25 protein-coding genes are annotated in these 24,641 nt (G+C 65.3%); 11 read left to right on the top strand and 14 right to left on the bottom strand.

The features are described 5' to 3' along the window. Positions 1-12 precede the first annotated feature (12 nt). Genes glp through FIU94_RS15300 form a run of 6 tightly spaced genes read right to left on the bottom strand, consistent with a single transcriptional unit; the run spans position 13 to position 4,723 of the window. Entirely contained in the window at positions 13-1,185 is a 1,173-nt protein-coding gene (gene glp / locus FIU94_RS15325; protein WP_152466599.1) for a gephyrin-like molybdotransferase Glp, read from the bottom strand. Then, a complete protein-coding gene (gene moaC, locus FIU94_RS15320) occupies positions 1,182-1,655 on the bottom strand; it encodes a cyclic pyranopterin monophosphate synthase MoaC (RefSeq protein WP_152466598.1) in 474 nt (157 codons plus the stop codon). Before moaC ends, glp begins: the two co-directional genes overlap by 4 nt. Next, complete coding sequence (gene trpC, locus FIU94_RS15315; RefSeq protein ID WP_152466597.1) at positions 1,655-2,467, bottom strand: indole-3-glycerol phosphate synthase TrpC; 813 nt, start codon at positions 2,465-2,467, stop codon at positions 1,655-1,657. Before trpC ends, moaC begins: the two co-directional genes overlap by 1 nt. Further along, a complete protein-coding gene (locus FIU94_RS15310; protein WP_152466596.1) occupies positions 2,464-3,129 on the bottom strand; it encodes a uracil-DNA glycosylase in 666 nt (221 codons plus the stop codon). The genes trpC and FIU94_RS15310 overlap by 4 nt, the downstream gene beginning before the upstream one ends. Further along, positions 3,129-4,145: an anthranilate phosphoribosyltransferase gene (gene trpD, locus FIU94_RS15305; RefSeq protein ID WP_152466595.1), complete on the bottom strand. Its 1,017-nt coding sequence runs from the start codon at positions 4,143-4,145 to the stop codon at positions 3,129-3,131. The genes FIU94_RS15310 and trpD overlap by 1 nt, the downstream gene beginning before the upstream one ends. Next, a complete protein-coding gene (locus FIU94_RS15300; RefSeq protein WP_152466594.1) occupies positions 4,142-4,723 on the bottom strand; it encodes an aminodeoxychorismate/anthranilate synthase component II in 582 nt (193 codons plus the stop codon). Before FIU94_RS15300 ends, trpD begins: the two co-directional genes overlap by 4 nt. A gap of 173 nt (positions 4,724-4,896) precedes the next feature. Here FIU94_RS15300 and FIU94_RS15295 point away from each other — a divergent pair, with 173 nt between their 5' ends. After that, positions 4,897-6,606, top strand: a complete 1,710-nt coding sequence (locus FIU94_RS15295; RefSeq protein WP_152466593.1) for a divergent polysaccharide deacetylase family protein — start codon at positions 4,897-4,899, stop codon at positions 6,604-6,606. A 62-nt stretch (positions 6,607-6,668) separates the two neighbouring features. Here FIU94_RS15295 and FIU94_RS20920 read toward each other — a convergent pair whose 3' ends face one another. Further along, a complete protein-coding gene (locus FIU94_RS20920) occupies positions 6,669-6,812 on the bottom strand; it encodes a hypothetical protein (protein ID WP_172975921.1) in 144 nt (47 codons plus the stop codon). A 66-nt stretch (positions 6,813-6,878) separates the two neighbouring features. After that, a complete protein-coding gene (gene gap / locus FIU94_RS15290; protein ID WP_152466592.1) occupies positions 6,879-7,880 on the bottom strand; it encodes a type I glyceraldehyde-3-phosphate dehydrogenase in 1,002 nt (333 codons plus the stop codon). Between the two features lie 188 nt (positions 7,881-8,068). Between gap and FIU94_RS15285 the strand changes: the two genes are divergently transcribed. After that, positions 8,069-9,049 carry a DUF808 domain-containing protein gene (locus FIU94_RS15285; protein WP_152466591.1) on the top strand — a complete coding sequence of 327 codons (981 nt, stop codon included), beginning with the start codon at positions 8,069-8,071 and terminating at the stop codon, positions 9,047-9,049. A 2-nt stretch (positions 9,050-9,051) separates the two neighbouring features. Here FIU94_RS15285 and FIU94_RS20915 read toward each other — a convergent pair whose 3' ends face one another. Beyond that, entirely contained in the window at positions 9,052-9,219 is a 168-nt protein-coding gene (locus FIU94_RS20915) for a hypothetical protein (protein ID WP_172975920.1), read from the bottom strand. A 206-nt stretch (positions 9,220-9,425) separates the two neighbouring features. After that, positions 9,426-11,441, bottom strand: a complete 2,016-nt coding sequence (tkt, locus tag FIU94_RS15280) for a transketolase (protein WP_152466590.1) — start codon at positions 11,439-11,441, stop codon at positions 9,426-9,428. Between the two features lie 248 nt (positions 11,442-11,689). On the opposite strand from tkt, the gene FIU94_RS15275 reads away from it, so the two are divergent. Further along, positions 11,690-12,190, top strand: a complete 501-nt coding sequence (locus tag FIU94_RS15275) for a hypothetical protein (protein WP_152466589.1) — start codon at positions 11,690-11,692, stop codon at positions 12,188-12,190. Then, positions 12,190-12,582: a cell division protein ZapA gene (locus FIU94_RS15270; protein ID WP_152466588.1), complete on the top strand. Its 393-nt coding sequence runs from the start codon at positions 12,190-12,192 to the stop codon at positions 12,580-12,582. Before FIU94_RS15275 ends, FIU94_RS15270 begins: the two co-directional genes overlap by 1 nt. 554 nt (positions 12,583-13,136) lie before the next feature. Here FIU94_RS15270 and grxD read toward each other — a convergent pair. Together grxD and FIU94_RS15260 are read right to left on the bottom strand one after the other, a co-directional pair. Continuing rightward, positions 13,137-13,499 carry a Grx4 family monothiol glutaredoxin gene (gene grxD, locus FIU94_RS15265; RefSeq protein ID WP_152466587.1) on the bottom strand — a complete coding sequence of 121 codons (363 nt, stop codon included), beginning with the start codon at positions 13,497-13,499 and terminating at the stop codon, positions 13,137-13,139. Between the two features lie 24 nt (positions 13,500-13,523). Further along, positions 13,524-13,760, bottom strand: a complete 237-nt coding sequence (locus tag FIU94_RS15260; protein ID WP_152466586.1) for a BolA/IbaG family iron-sulfur metabolism protein — start codon at positions 13,758-13,760, stop codon at positions 13,524-13,526. Between the two features lie 195 nt (positions 13,761-13,955). On the opposite strand from FIU94_RS15260, the gene FIU94_RS15255 reads away from it, so the two are divergent. From FIU94_RS15255 to FIU94_RS15230, 6 genes are all read left to right on the top strand, one after another. After that, entirely contained in the window at positions 13,956-14,921 is a 966-nt protein-coding gene (locus tag FIU94_RS15255) for an XdhC family protein (protein ID WP_152466585.1), read from the top strand. After that, positions 14,918-15,916: a molybdopterin-binding protein gene (locus FIU94_RS15250; RefSeq protein ID WP_152466584.1), complete on the top strand. Its 999-nt coding sequence runs from the start codon at positions 14,918-14,920 to the stop codon at positions 15,914-15,916. The genes FIU94_RS15255 and FIU94_RS15250 overlap by 4 nt, the downstream gene beginning before the upstream one ends. 120 nt (positions 15,917-16,036) lie before the next feature. Next, positions 16,037-16,522 carry a (2Fe-2S)-binding protein gene (locus FIU94_RS15245; protein WP_152466583.1) on the top strand — a complete coding sequence of 162 codons (486 nt, stop codon included), beginning with the start codon at positions 16,037-16,039 and terminating at the stop codon, positions 16,520-16,522. A gap of 83 nt (positions 16,523-16,605) precedes the next feature. Further along, positions 16,606-18,969, top strand: coding sequence for a xanthine dehydrogenase family protein molybdopterin-binding subunit (locus FIU94_RS15240; protein ID WP_152466582.1), 2,364 nt, complete (start codon positions 16,606-16,608; stop codon positions 18,967-18,969). A gap of 119 nt (positions 18,970-19,088) precedes the next feature. Beyond that, the gene (locus FIU94_RS15235) at positions 19,089-19,877 is read left to right on the top strand and encodes a xanthine dehydrogenase family protein subunit M (protein ID WP_152466581.1); all 789 of its coding nucleotides are present in this window, start codon (positions 19,089-19,091) and stop codon (positions 19,875-19,877) included. Positions 19,878-20,028: 151 nt separating this feature from the next. Beyond that, a complete protein-coding gene (locus FIU94_RS15230) occupies positions 20,029-21,834 on the top strand; it encodes an OmpA family protein (RefSeq protein ID WP_152466580.1) in 1,806 nt (601 codons plus the stop codon). A 109-nt stretch (positions 21,835-21,943) separates the two neighbouring features. Here the strand turns inward: FIU94_RS15230 and infC are convergent, their stop codons facing one another. Beyond that, positions 21,944-22,504: a translation initiation factor IF-3 gene (gene infC / locus FIU94_RS15225; RefSeq protein WP_152466579.1), complete on the bottom strand. Its 561-nt coding sequence runs from the start codon at positions 22,502-22,504 to the stop codon at positions 21,944-21,946. A gap of 192 nt (positions 22,505-22,696) precedes the next feature. Between infC and FIU94_RS15220 the strand changes: the two genes are divergently transcribed. Next, on the top strand, positions 22,697-23,719 hold the full coding sequence (locus FIU94_RS15220) for a translation initiation factor 3 (RefSeq protein ID WP_152466578.1): 1,023 nt from the start codon (positions 22,697-22,699) through the stop codon (positions 23,717-23,719). A 74-nt stretch (positions 23,720-23,793) separates the two neighbouring features. On the opposite strand, the gene FIU94_RS15215 is transcribed toward FIU94_RS15220, so the two are convergent. Continuing rightward, positions 23,794-24,636 (bottom strand): ferredoxin--NADP reductase, encoded by an 843-nt coding sequence (locus tag FIU94_RS15215; RefSeq protein WP_152466577.1) that lies wholly within the window; start codon positions 24,634-24,636, stop codon positions 23,794-23,796. Positions 24,637-24,641 lie beyond the last annotated feature (5 nt).

The following is a 24,641-nucleotide window of genomic DNA, read 5'->3' as shown; positions in this document are numbered from 1 at the left end:
CACAAAGCGCGCTCAAAGCGGTATGATCGTGACCTGATCACCCGCCTGGCGCGCGGGGTCGTCCACCGGGCGGACAAGCAGGGCGTCGGCCCGCGCCAAGACTGACAACAACGAGGAATCCTGCGCCGTGGCAGGGTGGACCGCCCCGTCGCGCAGCTGCGCGCGCAGGTAGTGGGCGCGCGGACCGTTGGCGGGCAGATCGGTCCCCAGCGTCACCTGACGGGTCTGCGCCATGGCATCGCCGAGCCCCAGCATTCGGCGCAGGACAGGCGCGACAAAGACCGTCCCGCAGACCATGGCAGAGACCGGATTGCCCGGCAGGCCGATCATCGCGGCATCGCCGATCCGACCCGCCATCAGGGGCTTTCCGGGTCGCATGGCCACTTTGTAGAAGGACTGCGCCATTCCCAGTTCGGCGGCCACTGGCGCGACAAGGTCGTGATCCCCGACCGAGGCGCCCCCGATGGTCACGATCAGGTCGGTTCCCTGCGCCAGCCTGAACGCCTGGGTCAGCGAGGCGGCATTGTCGCGTGCGATGGGCAGCAGGCGGACCTCGGCGCCAAGCTCCTCGAACATGGCGGCCAACCCGTGGCTGTTGGACGCGACGATCTGGTCGGGGCCGGGGTCTTCGCCGGGTTGAACCAGCTCGTCTCCGGTCGCGAGCACGGCGACGCGCGGCTTGCGTGTCACCGGCACCCGCGCAATGTTCATCGCCGCCATCAGCGCAATGTCGACGGGGCGCAGCCGGCGCGGCGCGGTCATGGTGTCACCGGCGGCGAAATCGACCCCGGCAGGGCGGATGTTGTCCTTGGTCCCGATATCGTGGCCCAAGGTGATCAGATCTCCGCGCCGGGTGGTATCCTCTTGAATGACAACGAAATCCGCGCCGTCGGGCACCGGTGCGCCGGTAAAGATACGCACCGCCTGTCCCGCCTTCACCGTCCCGTCAAAGCGGTGCCCGGCGGCGGCTTTGCCCACGACCTTGAACATCGCGTCCGGCTCCACCTCGGCCCGGCGCAGGGCATAGCCGTCCATTGACGATGCCGGAAACGGGGGCTGCGCGCGGCGGGCGGCCACGTCGCGGGCCAGCACACGGCCCGAGGCCGCGCGCAACGGGACCTCTTCGACCTCAAGGGGCGCGACGAGGTCCAGCAGCCGTTCCAGCGCCTCTTCGACGGATATCATGGGGCGGTGTAGCGGCCCGATTTGCCGCCGTCCTTAAAAACCACACGCAAGCCGTTGATTTCCATGCCCTTGTCCACAGCCTTGGCCATGTCATAAACCGTCAGCGCCGCGACGGAGGCAGCGGTCAGTGCTTCCATCTCTACCCCGGTCTGGCCCGTCGTCTTTACCGTCGCGGTGATGCGCACCCCCGGCAGGTCGCGGTCGGGTTCAAGTTCGACGCTGACCTTGCTGATCGGCAGCGGATGACACAGCGGGATCAGGCCCGCGGTCTGCTTGGCCGCCATGATCCCGGCCAGGCGCGCAACCCCCAGGACATCGCCCTTTTTGGCGCGCCCCTCGATAATGATATCAAGGGTTTCCGGCAACATCTTGATGTGATTTTCGGCAACCGCGATGCGCGATGTCACGTCTTTGTCAGAGACATCGACCATATGCGCGTCGCCCTTGCCGTCGAAATGGGTCAGCGCCATCACATGGCTCCGGCGGTCAGGGGGTTGGCCAGCAGTTGCCGGGTGGCTTGCTCGACGTCGTCCTGACGCATCAGGCTTTCCCCGATCAGAAAGGCACGGGCCCCAAACATTGCCATGTCCGCCAGGTCCTTTGGCGCGTAGAGCCCGGACTCGCAGACGATCATACGGTCCGGCGGGACCCGTTTGGCAAGTTTGCGCGTCACATCAAGAGATGTCTCGAAGGTATTGAGATTCCGGTTGTTTATACCGATCATCCGGCTTTCCAGTTGGCTTGCGCGTTCCAGTTCTTCGGCGTCGTGCACCTCGATCAGCGCGTCCATGCCGAATTCCGCCGCCGCCGCTTCCAGTTCGACCGCCTGGGCATCGGACACCGAGGCCATGATGATCAGGATACAGTCCGCACCCAGGGCGCGGGCCTCTGCCACCTGGTAGGGATCATAGATGAAGTCCTTGCGCAGGACCGGCAGATCGCAGGCGGCGCGCGCCTCGGTCAGATAGGATTTGGCGCCCTGGAAACTGGGTGTGTCCGTCAGCACGGAGAGGCAGGTGGCGCCCCCGAGGGCATAGGCCGCGGCCAGCTCTGCGGGCTGGAAATCCTCGCGGATCAGTCCTTTGGACGGGCTGGCCTTCTTGATCTCGGCGATCAGGCCATAGCCTTCCCGCGAGGCCTTGTGCAGGCTTTCGGCAAAGGGGCGGACAGGTGCCGCGGCGCGGGCGTCGGCGGTCACTTCCTCCAATGAACGCGCGGCCTTGTCAGCGGCGATTTCTTCCAGCTTGTACGCTTTGATCTTGTCGAGAATGGTTTGTGTCATGTGCCCTCCGGGTTGGCCCAGTTTATGGGCGGCAGGCCCTGTTCGTGCAACCACGCATTGGTGCGCGAAAAAGGGCGCGAGCCGAAAAAGTTGAGATTGCCATACATGCCGACCGGATGATGGCTTTCGATCTTGAGGTTTGTATCGCCGTCCACGGCCTGCGCCGCCTGCTGTGCGCTGCCGCCCCAAAGCAGATAGGCGCGGGGGCGGTCGGCCAGCCGTGCCAGCACCTGGTCGGTCAGTGCCTGCCAGCCCAGCTTGTCGTGGCCCTTGGGCTGGCCTTCGGGCACGGTCAGCACGGTGTTCAGCAACAGCACCCCCTGATCCGCCCAGAACCGAAGGTCGGCGTTTGCGGGTGCGGCCCCGATGTCGCTGCGCATTTCCTTGAAGATATTGGCAAGCGAACGCGGCAGCGGGCGCGTGTCCTCGTCGGCGGAAAAGGCGTAGCCGTGGGCGTGGTTCACGGTGGGATAGGGGTCCTGTCCCAGGATGACGACACGCACATCGTCGGGCCGAACATGCTCCAGCGCCGCGAAGATCTGGTCGTCGGGCGGAAAGACCTTGCGCGTCTCGGCGTGCAGGGCGGTCTCGATCCGGGGGTAGCTTTCGGTGAAAAAGGGCAGGTCCGCCCATGCGCCAAGCCGTGCAAGAGGGGATGCCATCACTTTTCCCGCGAAACCTCGGCCAGGCGGCGCAGCTTTTCCCGTGCCGCGCCGGAATCAAGGCTGTCGCGGGCCATTTCGACGCCGGCCTTGAGGTCAGGCACGGCGTCGGCCACCACCAGGGCGGCTGCCGCGTTCAGCAACACCGCGTCCCGGTAGGCCGAGGGCGCGCCGTCCAGCACTGCGTGAAAGGCCTGTGCATTATCGGCAGGGCTGCCCCCCACGATGTCTTCGAACGGATGCACGGGCAGGCCCGCGTCCTCGGGGTGAATTTCGAAATCCGTCACCGCCCCGTCGGTCAGACCGCTGACCCAGCTTGTGCCGGTGATCGTCAGCTCGTCGGTGCCGTCAGAGCCATGCACCAGCCATGCCTTGTCGCTGCCGAGGGCCAGGAGCGTTTCCGCCATGGGGCGGATCAGGTCGCGGGAGAACGCGCCGGTCAGCTGCCGACGCACGCCTGCGGGGTTGGTAAGCGGGCCGAGGATGTTGAAGATCGTGCGCGTGCCCAGCTCGGACCGGGTGGGCATCACATGGGCGATCGCCGGATGGTGCATCGGTGCCATCATGAAGCCGATCCCGGTCTCTGCGAGTTCGCGTTCGACGACGCGGGGGCCGACCATGACGTTCAGACCCATCTGGGTCAGCGCGTCCGCGGCACCCGATTTCGAACTGAGGTTGCGGTTGCCGTGTTTCGCCACAACGACGCCTGCGCCCGCCACGACAAAGGCGGTGGCGGTCGAGATGTTCAGCGTGCCCTTGCCGTCGCCGCCGGTGCCGACGATGTCCATCGCCCCTTCGGGGGCTTTCACCGCATGGCATTTGCCGCGCATCACGCTGGCGGCGGCGGCGTATTCATCCACCGTTTCGCCCCGCGTGCGCAGCGCCATCAGGAAGCCGCCGATCTGGCTTGGCGTTGCTTCGCCGTCGAACAGGATCTCAAAGGCTTCTCCGGCCTGGGCGCGGGTCAGCGGGCCGTTGGCCGCGGCGTCGATCAGCGGTTTCAGCGCGTCGCTCATGCCGGCACCTTCATCAGGTCGAGGAAATTCTGCAGCATCTTGTGGCCGTGGTCGGATCGGATCGATTCCGGGTGGAACTGCACCCCGTGCATCGGGAGGTCGCGGTGTTGCAGGCCCATGATCGTTCCGTCTTCCAGTGTGGCCGTCACCTGCAGGCAGTCCGGCAGGCTGTCACGCGCCACCACCAGCGAATGATACCGCGTGGCTGGGAAGGGGCTGGGAAGATCGGCAAAGACGCCCTGGCTTTCGTGATGCATCAGCCCCAGCTTGCCATGCACGATGTCATTGCCGCGCACGACCTTGCCGCCAAAGGCCTGGCCAAGTGTCTGATGACCCAGGCAGACCCCCAACAGCGGCACGGCATTTTCGGCGGCGGCATGGGTCAGCGCCAGGCAGATGCCTGCGCGGTCCGGGTCGCAGGGGCCGGGCGACAGCAGGATGCCCGCAGGGCGCAGCGCCATGGCGTCTTCCACCGTGATCTTGTCATTGCGGTGAACGGCCACCTCGGCCCCCAATTCGCCCAGGTAATGGACAAGATTGTAGGTAAAGCTGTCGTAGTTATCTATCAGGAGCAACACGTCTGAATTCTTTGTCCTTGCGACCGGATTGGCACTGGTTTTGGGGTCCCTGCCGGGGGTATAGTCCGGCCCTACATGTTCAGGGTTGTCCGCTGGCGTCAAGAGCGGTCCACGCATAAGAACGGGGCAGGCAGCCGCTGTGCGGACACGGCTGAAAAAGCAGGGAGTGCGACATGGCACGGGGTTTTCTGAAAGGGGCCGTCCTGGGCGGCGTGGTGAGCGTGAGCGTGGCCGGACTTGCCTCTGTCCTTCTGGACCCGCCGCTGCCGCCCGAAGTGGGCGATGCGGCGCCGGGCGGCACACGGGCCCCTGCGCGCGCCGATGATACGGGCGCGGCAGAGGGCAGCCTGTCCGACACGGCACCGGCCAGCGTCCCCGCGGCGCCGCAGGCCAGCCCACCCGATCCCGACACGCTGGCCACGCTGGATGACGGCACGACCAGCCCCGCCGCCGCACCGGAGACCGGCGGCGTCGAAGGGCTGAACACCCCCGAGGACGGCCCCGAGACCGGTGCCGTTGCCGCCGAGGGCGAAAGCCCGGTCCTGCCCAACCCGCAGGCGCTGGCCCCGATGGCGCCGCAGGACCCGGACGAGCTGTCGATCAGCACCGAACCGGCCCAGCCCCCCCTTCCGGAGGCGGAGGCCGGCCCCTTTGAAGCGGCGCCAGACGTGCCCGATGCGCCGGTGCAACCGGACGCCCCCGAGGTGGGGGACGCGGCCCCCGAGGCGCCCGAAACCCCCGCAGAAAGTGACGAGAGCACGGTAGAGACGTCCGTGCCCGACGCGGAAGGCGATCCGGCGCCCCAGGTTGACCCGTCTGAGCCACCTCAGACCGCGGATGCGGCGGACTTGTCTCCACCGGATGCGCCAGAAGTGTCCACGTCCGACGCCGACGCTCTGCCGGACAGCTCTCAGACCGCGCCCGCTGAAACCCCCCAGACCGAAAGCGCCGAGACCGAAAGCCCCGAGACCGAAAGCGCCGAGACCGAAAGCCCCGAGACCGAAAACTCCGAGACCGAAAGCCCCGAGACACCGCAGGCGGCTGATGCCGCCAGCGGACGGCCCGCCATCGGCACCCCTGCCGTGACCCTGACGGAGCGGGACAGCGGCGTGACGATCAACCGCCCCGGTGCCACCGACCCCGCCACAGAGGCCGCAGGCCCCGAAACGCCGCCCGTAGAAGAGGCGGAGACCGAAACTCTGCCGCCGATCCAGGCCAATGCCGAAGCCGTGCCGGAGACCGGCGGAAAGCCCCTGATGGGCATCATCCTGATCGACGATGGCTCCGGTGTGACCTCGGGCGCGCAGGGGCTGGCGGCGCTGCGCAGTTTTCCCTATCCGCTGAGTTTCGCGGTTGATGCGTCCAGGCCGGACGCGGCGGAGCGCATGGCGCTTTATCGCGAGGCCGGGTTCGAAGTGCTGGCGATGATCGGCCTGCCGGAGGGCGCGCAGCCAAGTGATGCTGAAACGACGTTCAACGTGGTGCTGCCGCAGCTCGACCAGGTCGTCGCGGTGTTGGAAGCGCCGGGGGGCGGGTTCCAGTCCGAGCGCGACCTCTCCGACCATATCACTGCGATCCTGGCGGATTCGGGGCATGGTCTGGTGACGCAGGACAAGGGGCTGAACACCATGCCCAAGCTGGCCCGCAAGGAAGGTGTGCCTGCCGAACCGGTGTTCCGCGATTTTGACAGCAAGGGGCAAAGCGCCACGGTGATCCGCCGTTTCCTGGATCAGGCGGCCTTCAAGGCCGGACAGGAGGGGGCGGTGATCATGCTGGGCCGGCTGCGGCCCGACACGATCTCGGCCCTGCTGCTCTGGGGATTGCAGGACCGCGCCGGGAGCGTCGCGCTGGTGCCGGTCTCAGCGGTGCTGAGCCGCGAATAGGCGGAAAACGGGGCAGATGTTTCCGGAATGATCCGGGCGGGCCATGACGGCAGGCACCTGCGTCAGCGCCAGAAGGCCATCCATTCGATCAGATCGAACAGCTTCTTGCCCAGGTAGATCAGGTGTTCGGTCCCGAAATACACGACGTCGGCCAGCAGGGCGGCGACGATGACCAGGCCAAGGAAGAGCGCGATACGGTTTGTCACAGGGCAGGGCCGCCTTTGTCTAACACCTCAGCAGCATATGACAGCCCGGCTGCCCCTGCGCAAGCGTCAGCCCAGTTGACCCATGGCGACCGCGACATCGGCCATCCTGACCGAGAAGGCCCATTCGTTGTCGTACCAGCCCAGGACCCGCACGGTCCGGCCCGCGACGACGATGGTCTGGTCGGGGGCAAAGACACAGCTTTCCTCGGTGTGATTGAAATCGATCGAGACCTTCTGCTCGGGGTCGTAGCCGAGAACGCGCTGCATCGACCCGTTGGCGGCGGTCTTGGCGGCGAGGTTGATTTCGTCGACCGTCACGTCGCGGCTGGCCTGAAAGGTCAGGTCCACGGCAGAGACATTGGGCGTCGGCACCCGGATCGCGGTGCCGTCCAGCTTGCCTTTGAGCGCCGGCAGGACTTCGCCAAGGGCTTTCGCCGCACCTGTGGAGGTGGGGATCAGCGCCATGGCCGCCGCCCGCGCCCGGTAGAGATCCTTGTGCCGCCGATCCAGCGTGGGCTGGTCGCCGGTGTAGCTGTGGATCGTGGTCATCAGGCCGCTTTCGATGCCGACGGCCTCGTGCATGACCTTGGCCATGGGGGCCAGGCAGTTGGTGGTGCAGGACCCGTTGGAGATCATCCTGTCGGATTTCTGCAGCGTGTCGTGGTTGACGCCGTAGACCACCGTGCGGTCCACGTTCTTGCCCGGTGCCGACAGCAGCACGCGCTTGGCGCCCTGATCCAGGTGCGCCTTGGCCTTGTTGCCGTCGTTGAAATTGCCGGTGCATTCCAGGACCACGTCACAGCCATGCCAGTCCAGCTCTTCCAGGTTGTAGGTCGACATCACTTCGATGTCGTTCTGGCCCAGGTTCATATAGCCGTCGTCAATGCTGATCTCGCCGGGGAACCGGCCATGCACACTGTCGTATTTCAGCAGATGCGCCGCGGTTTCCAGCGGGCCGGTCGCGTTGATCTTGACCACCTCGATATCGTCACGACCGCTTGCGGCGATGTGGCTGAGGGTACAGCGGCCAATCCGGCCAAATCCGTTGATACCGACTTTGATGGTCATGGGGTCATCCTTTGGGTGCAGCGTTGGGCGTTCTATAGCGGGGGGTGCTGCAGGTGCGAAAGGCCTAAACGCCCTTGTTTTCCGGCTGTTAGCGATAAACCTTTGTGTTAGCGGTAAAGGCTGGAAGAGATTGGATTTGCCTCGCGCCCGGAGCAGGCTAATTCTGCCGGGACCGACAGGGGGAAAGAATGAGCGGACTGATCGCATTGCTGGACGACGTGGCGGCCATCGCAAAGGTGGCTGCGGCCTCTGTCGATGACGTGATCGGCCAGGCGGCCAAGGCGGGCGGCAAGGCGGCGGGCGCCGTGATCGACGATGCGGCGGTGACGCCGAAGTACCTGCACGGTTTCGAAGCCTCGCGCGAGCTGCCTGTCGTCTGGCGCATCACCAAGGGATCGTTGCGCAACAAGCTGGTGTTCCTGCTGCCCGCAGGTCTTGCGCTGTCCAACTTCGCGCCCTGGGCGATTCCGCCGTTGCTGATGCTGGGCGGGGCCTATCTGTGCTTCGAAGGGGCCGAGAAGGTCGCCCATGCCATCGGGCTTTCCGGCGGGCACGAGGATTATCCGGGCAAGGAAAAGGTCATCGAAGACCCCGCGCGGCTGGAGGAACAGAAGGCGGCGGGGGCGATCAAGACGGATTTCATCCTGTCCGCCGAGATCATGACCATTGCCCTGTCCGCCATCCCACCCAGCAGTTTCTGGATGGAAGCGGCAACGCTTGCGGTGGTGGCCGTGATGATCACGGTCGCGGTCTACGGGGCTGTGGCGCTGATCGTGAAGATGGATGATCTGGGCCTTGCCATGGCCAACCGGGGGCGGCTTGGTGTGACGAAATTCCTAGGCCGGATGCTGGTGAAGGGGATGCCGGGTTTCCTCAAGCTGCTGACGATCGTCGGCACCGCCGCGATGCTCTGGGTGGGCGGTTCGATCATCGTTCACGGGCTTGAAGAGCTTGGATTCGGTGCATTGGGCCACTGGATTCACGACGTTGCCGTTGCGGTGGCGCATATGGTTCCGCCGGGGATCGAGGCGGCGACAGAATGGGTGGCGACCGCCGCGATGGACGGAATCTTTGGCCTCGCCCTGGGGCTTCTGCTGATCCCGGTGGGAGAGAAGATCATCACGCCGCTGTGGCGCGCCTTGCCGTTCACCGGTCGGCAGGCCGCATAGGCCTAGCTCTGGCGCACCTTCGCCATGCGGGCGGCCAGGGCTGCCATCGTCAGATTGCCGGTCAGGACATAACCCAGGGCAGCGCCGCCAAGGCTGCCGCCGATGATCAGCCAGCTGACGAAAACCAGGATGCCGGTCAGGCCGGAGAGTGTCAGATATGCGACAGACATGAGCATTCCTCCAGATCACGCAGCCGCAGCGGGGCCGCGGCAAAGATGTGTTTCGCTATCTTTCACCACCTAAGGTAGAGTGATTTTCGAGCTTGACCAGCCGAACCTTCGGGATCGGCGGAACCAGGCTCATGCGCGGCGTGCCGCGGATACAGGCAAAAAGCCCGCCGCAGGCGGCGGGCCTTGATGGCATTCCGGTCCTAAGGTCAGAGCAGCGCCTTGGCCCGCTCTGCGACGTTCTGTGCAGTGATGCCGAATTTTTCGAACAGTTCTTCGGCGGGGGCGGACGCGCCGAAGCTGTCCATCCCCACGAAATCCGCCTTTCCGAACTTGCCGCGTTCACCCAGCAGCCACTGGTCCCAGCCCTGGCGCACGCCGGCCTCGATGCCCACGCGCACGGGCCCGCCGGGCAGGATGCGCTTGCGATAGGCGTCGTCCTGGGCCGCGAACAGCTCCATGCAGGGCATCGACACGACGCGCACGCCGATCCCTTCTTCCTGAAGCAGGGCGCGGGCGTCCAGCGCCACGCTGACCTCCGAGCCGCTGGCGATCAGAATGACCTGACGCTTGCCCTCGGCCTCGGCCAGCACATAGGCACCTTTTTCGACCATGTTGTTGTTCTTGTGGTCCTTGCGCACGGTGGGCAGGCCCTGACGGGTCAGCGACAGCACGGATGGGGTGTTCTTGGAGGTCAGCGCGATTTCCCAGGCCTCTGCCGTTTCCACCGTGTCGGCGGGGCGGAAGACATAGGTGTTGGGGGTCGCCCGGCTGATCGCCAGATGTTCGACCGGCTGGTGTGTCGGGCCGTCTTCGCCCAGGCCGATGGAATCGTGGGTCATGACAAAGACCGTCGGGATTTTCATCAGGGCCGCCAGCCGCATGGAGGGGCGGGCATAGTCGGTGAAGCACATGAAGGTGCCGCCATAGGGCCGGACGCCGCCGTGCAGCGCCATGCCGTTCATCGCCGCCGCCATGCCATGTTCGCGGATGCCCCAGTAGACATAGCGCCCCGCGCGGTTGTCCACGTCAAAGACACCCAGATCCCCGGTCTTGGTGTTGTTTGAGCCGGTGAGGTCGGCAGAACCGCCCACGGTTTCGGCCATGATCGGGTTCACGACTTCCAGAACCTTCTCCGAAGAGGCGCGGGTGGCCAGTTTGGGCGCGGATTCCGACATCTGTTTCTTGAAGGCCTTGATCGTCGCGCTCAGCTTTTTCGGCGGATCGAGGGCGAGCGCACGGTTGAAGGTCTCGCGTTTGCTGCGCGGCATCGCGTCGAACCTTTCTTCCCAGGCCTGGCGTTCCTGCGCGCCGCGCTTGCCGATTTCTTCCCAGGCGGACTTGACGTCGGCGGGCACTTCGAAGGGCCCCGCTGTCCAGCCATAGGCGGCCTTGGCATCTGCCATCTGGTCCGCATCCGTCAGCGCACCGTGGCCTTTGGACGTGTCCTGTGCCGCGTGGCCCAGGGCGATATGGGTCTTGCAGGCGATCATCGTGGGCTTGTCGGATTTGCGCGCCTCCGTCAGGGCGGCGTCGATCTCTTCGGGGTTGTGGCCGTCGATCTCGATGCAGTGCCAGCCGGCGGCGGTAAAGCGGCCGATCTGGTCGGTGCGGTCGGACAGGCTGACAGGCCCGTCGATGGTGATGTCGTTGTTGTCCCACATCACGATGAGCTTGCTCAGCTGGTGCCGGCCCGCGAGGGTAATCGCCTCCTGGCTGACGCCTTCCATCAGGCAGCCGTCGCCCGCGATGACATAGGTATGGTGGTCTACCACCTTTTTGCCGTAAGTGGCGCGCTGGATCTCTTCGGCCATGGCAAAGCCGACCGAATTGGCGATGCCCTGGCCCAGCGGGCCGGTGGTCGTCTCGATCGCGTCGGCAAGGAAGTTTTCGGGGTGTCCTGCCGTGCGCGCGCCCATCTGGCGGAAGTTCTTGAGCTCTTCGATGGGGAATTGCGCGTCGCCCACGAGGTGCAGCAGCGCATAGATCAGCATGGAACCGTGTCCGGCGGACAGGATAAAGCGGTCGCGGTCCGGCCAAAGCGGGTTCGCGGCGTCGAATTTCAGGTGCTTTTCGAACAACACGGTCGCCACGTCGGCCATGCCCATCGGCATGCCGGAGTGGCCGGAGTTCGCGGCCACGACCGCGTCAAGCGTCAGGGCGCGGATGGCGGTGGCTTTGGACCAGTGGTCCGGATGGGCTTTGGCAAGAGCGGCGAGATCCAAGGCAGGCTTCCTTTCAGCGCGTCAGGGGTGTGACCGTGAATAGCAGTCAAGGGCCAAAGTTCAAGCGCAAGCGGGCCGGGGCGAGCGGGACGGATCAACTTCGCCGGTCAAGTCGCTGATCTGAAAGGGGGGCGCATTTGCCCGATCCTTTGGGTAGGATAATCGAAACCGTGGCGGCAGGGCGATTCGCCCTGGCGTGACGGGCTGCGATGCGATCGGGGACAGACAGGACGTGAGGGAACCGGGGAATGAGTGACATAGATGAATTGCAGCGCCGCATCACCGCGGCGATGGACCGGGTGGCTGCCGGGCTGGAAGGGTTGGACGCCTCCGCGTCCGGACCGGACCCCGAGACGGTTCAGGCGCTGGAGGATGAACGCACCGCCAATGCGCAGCTGACCGAGCGTGTGCGCACCCTCAAGTCCCGCCTGGACACAGAGACCGCCGGTCTGCGCGCGCAGGTCGAAGAGACGCAGGCGCGGATGGCGCAGCTCGACATCGAGCTGCAAAGGGTGCGCCGTGCCAATGCGCAGCTGACAGATGCCTGCGCCGCGCTGCAGGAGGCGAACGCCGAAGGGGTCGGCGATGCGCATCTGATCAACAAGGCAATGCTGGCCGAACTGGAAGGGCTGCGCGCCGCCCGCGCCGCCGACGTGGCCGAAAGCAGCGCCATTCTGGCGGCGCTTGGCCCGTTGCTGGACAGCGCGGATGACACCGCCGACGCGGACCAATCAGAGGAGGACGCCTGATGCCCGAGGTACGGATCACTATCGGCGGACGCCAGTTCGAAGTCGCCTGCCAGGAGGGCGAGGAAAGCTATCTGCATTCGGCCGCCAAGATGCTGGATGACGAGGCGCAGGTGCTGTCGGATCAGGTGGGGCGGATGCCCGAAGCGCGGATGCTGTTGATGGCGGGCCTGCTGCTGGCCGACAAGACGGCAAGCATCGAAGACCGCATCGCGGAAGTGAAAGCGGAACTGGCCGAGCGCGAGGCGGAACTGGCCGGTCTGCGCAACGTCAAGATCGAACCGGAACGGATCGAGGTGCCGGTGGTGCCGCAGTCGGTCAAGGAGACCCTGGCGGAACTGGCAGCCAGGGCCGAGGCGCTGGCGGCGGAAGTCGAGGAAAAGGCAGGTCGATAGGCCGCGGGACCGTTTTGTCGTGATGGCTCCGATGGGGTGAAAATGGCCCCGTCGGACGCCCGCGCCAGGGCACCGGCGGCCTGCGCCGCTCTGGCGTCGTCAGGCGGCAGGTACATCAAACTATGTTTTTGAATTGATCTGCGTTAGCCTTTGTAGGCCGGTCGCGCCAGCGCCCGAGGCGTCAACAAAGGAGCCTATGCTGTGACGTATTTTCAGAAGAGCCTTGTTGTCACGATTTGCAGTCTTACCCTCAGCGCCTGCGCCACGCAGCGTGAACCCTCTGTCGTCTATGCCGAACCTGTGTTTACAGGAAAGTATGATCCCCCGGGCGGCGAAGCCTGCGCGGATGTGGCAGGCGCCCAGCCTTGCACACCACCGCCGACCTGCGCAGACGGATCGACCGGAAACCAATGTGTGCCGGGCAGCGGCGGTAATCAGCCGGGACGTGGCCCGACGGGCCAGGCGGCGGGCACGGTTTCCTGATCGGATCGGCGCGGTAGAAACCTGCGTGGCTGCCGAGGCGCCGCGCAGGTCGTTGTATCAGCGGACGGACCTTATCCGTTCGCTTCGCGGATCTTGTCGGCGGCGTCCTTGTCATAGGTCACGCCGTTTTCATCGAACAGCGTGTCCAGTTCGCCCGACAGCGTCATCTCGGTGATGATGTCGCATCCGCCGACGAACTCGCCCTTGACGTAAAGCTGGGGAATGGTCGGCCAGTCGGAGAAATCCTTGATCCCCTGGCGGATGCCTTCGTCCGCCAGCACGTTCACGTCGGAATAGGTGACACCCATGTAGTTCAGCACCCCCGCCACGCGGGAGGAAAACCCGCATTGCGGCATTTCCTTGGTGCCTTTCATGAAAAGGACCACGTCATTGGCGGTGATGGTGTCCTGGATCTGCGTCTTGGCGTCGCTCATGTGATTGTCCTTGATAAAGTGTGTTCAGGTCGGGGCCCGGGTGGTCAGGGCCAGGGCATGCAATTCGCCATTGGCCCCGTCCATCTTGCCCTTGAGGGCGGCGTAGACCGCGCGTTGCTGCTGCACCCGGTTCATGCCCTTGAAGGAGGCATCCTCCACCATCGCCGCCATGTGAACGCCGTCATTCCCCTCGACCACGATTCGGGCGTCGGGAAAGGCCGCGCGGATCAGGTCCTCGATCTCACTGGCTTGCATGGGCATGGTGGGGTCTCCGATGTTGATCTCTTGCCGACAGATGTAGTTGTCGCGGCGCGGCAGTGCAAGTGACCGCCGGACTGCCGGGGCGCTGTGACCAATGTCGCGGTGGCGGCGCGGGTGTCACCGTGGTGTTATCTCATTGAGCGCGGGTGCCCCGCGCATTACATTCCCGGCAGGCGGGGTGGAAAGGATCGCAGAATGGCAGCGCAGACAGCACCGGAACAGGCCCTGGCATGGATCGACGCAGGCCAGCGGGTGGCACTGGCGACGGTGATCGAGACCTGGGGATCCGCGCCGCGCCGGGTGGGCGCGCAGCTGGTCGTCTCGGGCGAGGGCGAGATGGAAGGTTCTGTCTCGGGCGGCTGCGTCGAAGGCGCGGTGGTGGTCGAGGCGCTGGAGGCGCTGGAGCAAGGCGGCAACCGTGTGCTGGAATACGGTGTCAGCGACGGCGACGCCTTTGCCGTGGGCCTTGCCTGCGGCGGCAACATCCGCATCCTGGTCGAGCCGGTCGGAGACGGCGGCATGCCCGAGGCGATGCTGCGCGATCTGGTGGCCGCGCGGGCGGCACGGCGGGCGGTCGCCTACGAGGTGGCGCTGGACGGCAGCCACCGAAGGTTGGTCGAGGAGGGGCACGCGGACAGGTTCCGCATGGACCGCTCCGGGGTCAGCGAGGATGGCGGGACCTTTATCGCCATCCACAACCCGCCGCTGCGCCTGATCATCGTGGGCGGCGTTCACATCGCGCAGCATCTGGTCGGCATGGCGCGCGCCACCGGGTTCGATCCGGTGGTGGTGGACCCGCGCGAAGCCTTTGGCGCCGCGGCCCGTTTTCCCGATGCGCAGGTGGTCAACGACTGGCCGGACGCGGCGCTGGAGGAGATCGGGCTGGATGCCCGCTGTGCCGTGGTGCTGCTGACCCATGACCCCAAGCTTGACGATCCGGCGATCCACTGTGCGCTGCGGTCAGACGCCTTTTATATCGGGGCGCTCGGCAGCACGCGCACCCATGCGTCGCGACTGGCGCGGCTGGCCGAGGCGGGTTTTGCCGAGGACCGGGTCGGGCGCATCCACGGCCCGATCGGGCTGGACATCGGCGCCGCCGGACCGGCCGAGATCGCGGTGTCCATCCTGGCCGAGATGATCCAGACCCTGAGGCGCCCGTGAAATTCGGCCCGGTTCCGCTGACCGAAGCCGAGGGCGCGGTGCTGGCCCATTCGGTGCAGACCGGGGAGGGACGTCTGCGCAAGGGCCGGACGCTGACACCGGAGGATGTGAACGCCCTGGCCGAGGCGGGACATGAGACCGTGATCGTTGCGCGGCTCGATCGGGACGATCTGGGCGAAGACCGCGCCGCGGAGCGGCTGGCGCGCGCCGTTCTGGGGCAAGGCCAGGGGCTGAAGCTCACGCGGGCTTTCACCGGGCGCGTCAACTTGCTGGCCCAGGGGCCGGGGGTGGCGGAGCTGGATGTGCCAGCACTTGAGGCGGTGAACGCTGTGCATCCGATGATCACCATCGCAACCGTCCCTCCCTGGCAACAGATGCGCGACGGCGGCATGGTCGCCACGATCAAGATCATTTCCTACGCGGTGCCGCTTGCGGACCTCGACCGTGCCTGCGCGGCGGTCGACGCGGCGGGTGCCATTGGTCTGCGCCAGCCGGTGCTGAAGACCGCGACGCTGATCATCACCGAGATACCCGGCGGCGTGGGCGACAAGGGGCGCACCGCCATCGCGGGCCGGCTGGAGGCGCTTGGCGTGACGTTTGAGGCGGTGCGGATGGTGCCGCACCGCCGCGCGCCGCTGGCGACAGCACTGGCCGGGTGCACGTCGGACCTGGTGCTGGTGCTGACCGGCTCCGCCACGTCGGACATCGACGACGTGGCCCCCGCCGCCCTGCGCGCCGCCGGGGGCAGCGTCACGCGCTTCGGCATGCCGGTGGACCCGGGCAACCTGTTGTTTCTTGGCGATCTGGGGGGGCGTCCCGTGATCGGGCTTCCGGGCTGCGCGCGGGCGCCTGCGCTGAACGGGGCCGACTGGGTGCTGTCGCGGGTGATCTGCGGCGTGCCCGTCACATCAGCCGACATCGCGGGCATGGGCGTGGGCGGATTGCTCAAGGAAATTCCGACCCGCCCGCAGCCGCGCCGGGGCCGCACGACCTGAACGCCGGACTGGCCGGGGTACTTTAGTCCAATATCCCGTGATCCCCGAATTTATCTATTCTCAACCCATGTCCTGCGTGTTTAACTCGGGAAGAAACAAGGTCACGAAGGGGAGGACTAGATGACACAGGTCAAGATGACCGTGAACGGCAAAACCGCGTCCGGCGACGTGGAGGGCCGCACGCTGCTGGCACAATTCCTGCGGGACGATCAGGGTCTGACCGGGACGCACATCGGCTGCGACACCAGCCAGTGCGGCGCCTGTGTGGTGCACGTGAACGGGCAGGCGGTAAAGTCGTGCACCATGCTGGCGGTCGAAGCCGATGGCGCGACGGTGGACACGATTGAAGGGCAGGCCAACGCGGACGGATCGCTGAACGTGATCCAGCAGGCGTTCCAGGATCACCACGGCCTGCAGTGCGGTTTCTGCACCCCCGGCATGGTCATGTCCGCGGCGGCGCTGCTCAAGGACAACCCCAAACCGACGGAAGCCGAAGTGCGCCATTACCTTGATGGCAACATCTGCCGGTGCACCGGTTATCACAACATCGTCAAGGCGATCATGGCCGCATCCGGCCAGGACGTCAGCGCGATCGCAGCAGAATAAGCACATCAACGCGTGGGGTCGGACCCACCCTGCAGGAGAAAATGCAGGGGTGGAGCGGCCCGACACATTCGGGAGGAATGAACATGCCCAAAGACGGCGGAATTGGTGCCAGCACGAAGCGGCGCGAGGACGTCCGGTTTTTGACCGGCAACGGCAATTACACCGACGACATCAACCTGCGGGGACAGGCCTATGTCTTTTTCCTGCGCTCTGACGTGGCCCATGGCAAGCTGACCAATGTGGACACATCTGCGGCCGAAGGTATGGACGGGGTGGTGAAGATCTTCACCGGCAAGGACTTTGAAGGCGTGGGCGGCATGCCCTGCGGCTGGCAGGTCACTGACAAGCACGGACAGCCGATGCAGGAACCGGGCCATCCGGTGCTGGCGCAGGGCAAGGTGCGGCACGTGGGCGAGCCCATCGCCGCCGTCGTGGCTGAGACGCTTGGGCAGGCCCGCGATGCCGCCGAAGCGATCGTCGTGGACATCGAGGAACTGCCCGCCGTCATCGACATGAAAGAGGCGGTCAAGGACGGCGCGCCCAAGGTGCATGACGACCTGACATCGAACCTCTGCTATGACTGGGGGTTCGTCGAAGAGAACAAGGACGCGGTGAACAAGGCCTTTGAAGAGGCCGCGCATGTCACCACGCTGGAGCTGGTCAACAACCGGCTGGTGGCCAACCCGATGGAGCCGCGCGTGGCGGTGGGCGATTACAACCGCTCCGATGGGGAACACACGCTTTATACCACCTCGCAGAACCCGCATGTGATCCGGCTGCTGATGGGGGCCTTCGTTCTGGGCATCCCCGAGCACAAGCTGCGGGTCGTGGCGCCCGATGTGGGCGGCGGTTTCGGCACCAAGATCTTCCACTACCAGGAAGAGGCCTTCTGCACCTTTGCGGCCAAGGCCTGCAACCGTCCGGTGAAATGGACCTCAAGCCGGTCGGAGGCGTTCATCTCGGACGCGCATGGCCGGGACCATGTGACCAAGATCGAACTGGCGCTGGATGCGGAGAACAACTTTACCGCGCTGCGCACCGATACCTACGCCAACATGGGCGCCTATCTGTCGACATTCGCGCCCTCGGTGCCGACGTGGCTGCATGGCACGCTGATGGCGGGCAACTACAAGACGCCGTTGATCTATGTGAACGTCAAGGCGGTGTTCACCAACACCGTGCCGGTGGATGCCTATCGCGGGGCCGGCCGGCCGGAGGCGACCTATCAGCTGGAGCGTCTGGTGGACAAGGCCGCACATGAACTGGGGGTCGACCCGATCAAGCTGCGCCGTCAGAACTTCATCACCGAATTCCCCTATGCCACCCCGGTGGCGGTGGAATACGACACCGGCGACTACGGTGCCACCATGGACAAGCTCGAAGAGATCGCGGACCTGGCCGGTTTCGAAGCGCGGCGCAAGGAAAGCGAAGCCAAGGGCAAGCTGCGCGGCTTTGGGGTGAACTGCTATATCGAGGCCTGCGGCATCGCGCCGTCGAACCTGGTGGGTCAGCTGGGCGCGCGCGCCGGTCTGTACGAAAGCGCCACGGTGCGGGTCAACGCGACCGGCGGCCTGGTTGTCATGACCGGCAGCCACAGCCACGGGCAGGGGCACGAGACGGCCTTTCCGCAGGTGATCGCCGAGATGATCGGCATCGACGCCTCCATGGTCGAAATCGTGCATGGCGATACCTCCAAGACGCCGATGGGCATGGGCACCTACGGGTCGCGTTCCCTCGCGGTGGGTGGATCGGCGATGGTGCGCGCGACGGAAAAGATCATCGCCAAGGCCAAGAAGATCGCGTCGCACCTGCTGGAAGCCTCCGAAGGCGACATCGAACTGAAGGACGGGGCGTTCAGCGTCGCCGGTACGGACAAGTCGGTGGCCTGGGGAGACGTGACGCTGGCCGCCTATGTGCCGCATAACTACCCGCTGGAGGATATCGAGCCGGGGCTGGAGGAGACGGCGTTCTATGACCCCAGCAACTTTACCTACCCCTCGGGTGCCTATGCCTGCGAAGTGGAGCTTGACCCGGAAACCGGCCATGTCACCATCGAGCGGTTCGCCGCCGCGGACGACTTTGGCAACATCGTCAACCCGATGATCGTCACCGGCCAGGTGCATGGCGGGCTGGCCCAGGGGATCGGTCAGGCGCTGATGGAGAATTGCGCCTATGACAGCGACGGCCAGTTGCTGAGCGCGTCCTACATGGACTACGCCATGCCGCGGGCCAGCGACGTACCGATGTTCGACGTGGATCATTCCTGCCAGACGCCCTGTACGCACAACCCCCTTGGGGTGAAAGGCTGTGGCGAGGCGGGGGCCATCGGGTCGCCCCCGGCGGTGGTCAACGCGGTGCTCGATGCGATGCGCTCGGGCGGCAAGGACGTGGCCCATATCGACATGCCCGTGACGCCGTCGCGCGTCTGGGCGGCGATGCAGGGATAAGCTGAGAGGGCGGAGCCGGGGGGCGTTGCCCCCCGGACCCCCCAGAGGTATTTTTGGCATAAAGAAGCCGGTGCCGCCGCGAGACCCCACAGGCGGTGCCAGGTTCGAAAGGAAAGACGATGTATAATTTCGAAGTCGAACGCCCCAAGACGGTCGCGGATGCGGTGCAGGCGATGAGCAAGGAAGAGGCCCAGCCGATTTCCGGCGGGCAGACCCTGATCCCGACGCTGAAGGCGCGGCTGGCCGCGCCGTCGGTGCTGGTGTCGCTGACCGCCATCGACGAGATGAAGGGCGTCAGGATGTCGGACGACGGCAAGCTGTGCATTGGGGGCGGGACCGCACACGCCACCGTTGCCGCCGAGGCCAAGGCGCATTATCCCGGCCTTGCCTCTCTTGCCGCGCGGATCGGTGATCCGGCTGTGCGCAATCGCGGCACCATCGGCGGGTCGCTGGCCAACAACGACCCTTCCGCCTGCTATCCGGCGGCGGCGCTCGCCTCTGGCGCGACGATCGTCACGAACAACCGTGAGATCGCGGCGGATGACTATTTCCTCGGGATGTTCACCACGGCGCTGGAAGAGGGCGAGATCGTTACGGAAGTGAAGTTTCCGGTGCCCGAAGCGGCGCATTACGAGAAGTTCATCCAGCCGGCTTCGCGCTTTCCGCTGGTGGCGGTCTTTGTGGCGAAATTTGCCGATGGTGTGCGCGTGGCGGTGACGGGCGCGTCGAATGACGGCGTGTTCCGCTGGACCGAGGCGGAAGAGGCGCTGTCCGCCAATTTCTCGGCCGATGCGGTGGCCGGGCTGAAAGCCGAAGGCGATATGATCAGCGACCTGCACGGCACGGCGGCCTATCGTGCTCATCTGGTCGGTGTGATGACCAAACGGGCGGTGGCGGCAATCGCCTGATCCTGCCTGCGACGTAGCTGAGAAGAACCGCGTGCCTTGGGGTGCGCGGTTCTTTGCATGGCAGGGATGGCAGGCGGAACCGTATTGAGCTCGAGACGTTCACTCACAAGCGCTGCCCGAACGGCGTTCGGAAAAATGTGAGGAACGACAAATGAAAACGCTATTCAAATCAACCACATCACTGGGAATGAGCCTGCTGCTGGTATTGCCGCACGGTGCCTTTGCACAGAGCACCGATATTCCGGTATGTGAGCTGGGTGCAGAAGATGTGACGTTTCCCTGTCTGTTTGAGCAGGAGACGGTGACAACCGCCGAACAACTGGCTGTCCTGAGGGCGCAAAGCGGCGATGTGGCGGCCTCTGCCGGGACCGGGCTGGACGTCGTGAACCAGGCGCAACAGGCTCAGCAGGCGGAAGACGATGCTGCCGCAGCTGCGAGCGGTCAAACCGCTGCCGACGCTCAGGCCGCCGCCGATGCGCAGGCTGCCGCTGAGGCACAGGCCGCCGCCGACGCTCAGGCCGCCGCCGACGCTCAGGCTGCCGCCGACGCACAGGCTGCCGCTGATGCACAGGCCGCTGCCGATGCGCAGGCCGCTGAAGACGCGCAGGCTGCCGAAGATGCGCAGGCCGCTGCCGACGCGCAGGCCGCTGAAGACGCGCAGGCTGCCGAAGATGTGCAGGCCGCTGCCGACGCGCAGGCCGCTGCCGACGCGCAGGCCGCCGAAGATGCGCAGGCTGCTGAAGATGCGCAGGCCGCCGAAGACGCGCAGGCTGCCGAAGATGCGCAGGCCGCTGCCGATGCGCAGGCCGCCGAAGACGCGGAAATGACAGCCGAAGCACAGGCCGAAGCGGACCGCGTGGCGGCAGAGCTTGAGGCACAGCGTGCGGCTGACCGTGAGGCGGAACGCCAGGCGATCGCTGCGGCGGCCGCTGCAGCCGAAGCGGAGAACAACGACGCCGAAGTGGTCACCGAGGAAGTCACGGAAGACAGCGTTCGATCCCCGGACGAGGAATTCGCGACCACCGTCACGGGTGAGCAGACCGCCGAAGCCGCACCGGCCGCCGATGACGATGGTCTGAGCACGTTCGAGAAAGCACTTCTCGTCGGGCTTGGCGCGGTCGCCGTCGGCTCCGTGCTGAAGAACGGCGACAAGGTGGTCAGCCGCTCCGGCGACCGTCTGATCCTTGAACAGCCGAATGGCGAATTGCGCGTGCTGAAGGATGAAAACGCGCTGCTGCGGCAGCCTGGGGACCAGGTCCAGACCCAGACTTTCGACGACGGGTCCAGCCGCACCATTGTTACCAAGACCGATGGTTCGCAGGTCATCACGATCCGCGCGCGCGACGGGTCCGTTCTGCGCCGGGTGTCGGTCGATGCCCAGGGCAACCAGACAGTTCTGTTCGACGATCTGGTCGAGGAACAGCAGGTGGTCGTCAACGAGTTGCCGCAGGTGAACCAGCAGCAACAGGTCGAGATGGTGAGCAACCAGGACGAACAGGCGCTGCGCGCAGCATTGCAACGCCAACTGGCGGCTGACACCAACCGCACGTTCTCTCTGCGTCAGATCAGGGACATTCAGCAGGTGCGCGCGCTGGCGCCGCAGCTGGAACTTGACGCCGTGCGGTTCGAAACCGGTTCCGCCGCGATCCAGCCCGAGCAGGCACGCAGCCTGGCGCTCATCGGGACCGCATTGCGCGAGCAGATCGCCGAGGACCCGCGCACCGTGATCCTGGTCGAAGGACATACCGATGCGGTGGGCGACGCCACCTACAATCTGGCGCTTTCCGACCGGCGGGCCGAAACCGTGGCACTGGCGCTGAGGGAATATTTCGACGTCCCGGCGCAGAACATCGTGACCCAGGGCTACGGCGAATCCGACCTGAAGGTACCGACTCCCAACGCCGAGCAGGCCAATCGCCGGGCGGTGGTGCGCAACATCACCGAGCTGCTGCGCTAAAGTCGAAAGGCGAGGCCGGAAAAAAGAAATCCCCGCAAGAGATTGCGGGGATTTTTTCATTCGTTTCAGCGGTCAAAGGGGCCGCTTGCGGTGTCTTTGGTGGCCTTGTTCACGCCTTGTTGGGCAAGGGACCGATCAGCATGACCATCTGGCGGCCTTCCATCTTGGGAAAGTTTTCCACCCGGCCCAGATCCTTGGTGTCTTCGGCGACACGCTCCAGCAGTTCGCGGCCCAGATTCTGGTGCGCCATCTCGCGGCCACGGAACCGAAGGGTGACTTTCACCTTGTCGCCATTCTCCAGAAACTTGAAAACATTCCGCATCTTGACGTCGTAATCATTGGTGTCCGTGTTCGGGCGGAACTTGACCTCTTTGATTTCGATGATCTTCTGCTTCTTGCGGGCTTCGGATTCACGCTTTTGCTGTTCATACTTGAACTTGCCAAAATCCATGATCTTGCAAACAGGCGGATTGGCGTTCGGCGAAATCTCGACCAGGTCGAGCCCGGCCTCCTCGGCCATGTCCATGGCGCGCGCCGGTGACACGACGCCGACGTTTTCGCCATCTGCGCCGATCAGGCGAATTTCCGGGGCACGAATGTTTTCGTTGACGCGCGGTCCGGTATCCCGTGTCGGTGGCGCGTTATGAGGTCTGCGAGCGATGGTGGTCATCCTTTGGTGGTTGCTGTATTTTCGAAGTTGCAAAGTAGACGGGGCAACCGTCTTCTTCAAGTCGGTAAATTGGGGCGAGGGACGTCTTTTACGGCAATTTGCGCTTGAATGTGACGGATCACCTGCGCATTTGGGCAGGCGAGATGCGCAAGGTCCCGTGTGGCTGCCGCGCCGTCAAATAGAGGAAAGAAGATGAAGAATCTGATCTGGATCGTTGTCGCAGGCGCCGTGGCCATCGGCGGCTATATGTTGTATTCCGGCAAGTCGCCCAGTGAACTGGCGAATGATGCCTCCGAGGCGGTCAACGAGGCGTCGGAAGCGGTCAATGCGCCGGAGGCGCTGGAAAGCGCGAGCGAGGCGGCTGGCGAAGCTGCCGAAGCGGTTGAAGGGGCGGTCAACGACGCCGTGGATGCCACCGCCGAGGCGGCAGATGCCGCCGGCGAGGCCATTGCCGACACCGCCGCCGATGCCGGCAATGCCGTGGCGGAAGCGACCGACGGGGCGGTTGCCGCCATTGGGGATGCCGCAGAAGGCGCGGCGACGGTTGCCGAGGATGCGGCAAATCAGGCGGGTGATGCTGTGGACAGCGCGGTGAACGCGACCTCCGAGACCGCCGAGGACGCCGCTGCGGCGACGGCCGAGGCCGCGTCGGATGCGGCGGACGCGACTGCTGATGCAACAGCAGCTGCGACCGACGCGGCGGCGGATGCAGCCGACACTGTTGCCGAGAACGCCGAGCGGACGGCGGAGGCAGCGGCAGACGCGACCGCCGACGCTGCGGAGGAAACGGCAGAGGCTGCGGCGACTGCCGCGGACAGCGCGGCGGAGACCGCCGAAGATGCCGCCGAGGCCACGGCGGATACCGCCGCGACTGCTGCCGAAAACACCGAGCAGACCGCAGAGGCTGCAGCCGATGCCACCGCCGATGCCGCTCAGGACGCGGCAGAGGCCACCGAAGATGCGGCGACGGCAATTGACGCAGAGACCCCCGCCGAGGAAGCCGCCGCCGGTGTCGAGGGTGTGGACCCCGCGATGGTGGACGAGCTGCTGACGGTTGACGGTTTCGACTTCGACAAGGTCGCCGAGATGATCGAGACGTCCGATCTGAGCGCCATGCAGAAGACGACACTGACCACCAGCCTGGAGGCAGCCCGTAACAACCCGGAACTGCTGGAAAATGCGCTGGAAACGGTGCGCCAGGCGCTGAACATCTGATCCGGACGCCATAGCCCAAAAAGAAACCGCGCCCCCGGCTGGGAGCGCGGTTTTTTCATGTCTTGTGCGTCTGTTCAGCCGACGAAGGCTTTTTCCACCACGAAATGCTTCGGGTCGGAGTTCGCACCTTCCTGCAGCCCGAAACCTTCGAGCGTGGCGATCATGTCCTTGTTGAAGTCAAGGCTGCCGCAGACCATGCCGCGGTCGGTGTCTTTGTTGATCCCGTCGATCCCCAGATCGGCAAAGACCGTACCGTCCTGCAGCAGCGTGGTGATGCGGCCCATCTTGGGGCTCTCTTCACGGGTGGTGGTGGGGTAGTAGCGGATCTTGGCCAGGTTTTCGGCGCCGATCAGTTCCTGCATCATCTCGTCGGATTTCAGGGTCTCGATCAGCTGTCGGCCATATTCCAGCTCTGCCACGTCGCGGCAGGTGTGCATCATCACCACCTCGTCGAACTTCTCGTAGGTTTCAGGTTCGCGCAGCAGGGATGCAAAGGGGGCAAAGCCGGTGCCGGTGGCGAAGAACCACAGGCGCTTGCCCGGCAGCAGGGCGTCATGCACCAGGGTGCCCACGGGCTTGGGACGCAGGATGATCTGGTCGCCGGGCTGGATGTGCTGCAATTTCGAGGTCAGCGGCCCATCCTGCACCTTGATCGAATAGAACTCCAACTCGTCGTCCCAGGCCGGAGAGGCGATGGAGTAGGCGCGCAGCAGCGGCCTCTGCTTGCCGGTCTCGGGGTGCGGATCGCCCATCAGGCCGATCATCACGAATTCGCCCGACCGGAAACGCAACGACGCGGGGCGCGCGACCCGGAACGAGAAAAGCTTGTCGGTCCAGTGCTTTACCGACGTCACGGTCTGCGCGTCGGGCAGGGCGGGCTGTGCTGTGGTCTTGTTCACGGGAGTCTGCTCGGTCATAATCA

It is taken from the genome of Sulfitobacter sp. THAF37, assembly GCF_009363555.1.
In the GTDB taxonomy this organism is placed as follows: Bacteria; Pseudomonadota; Alphaproteobacteria; order Rhodobacterales; family Rhodobacteraceae; genus Sulfitobacter.
This window is presented reverse-complemented; position numbering and strand designations above follow the sequence as displayed.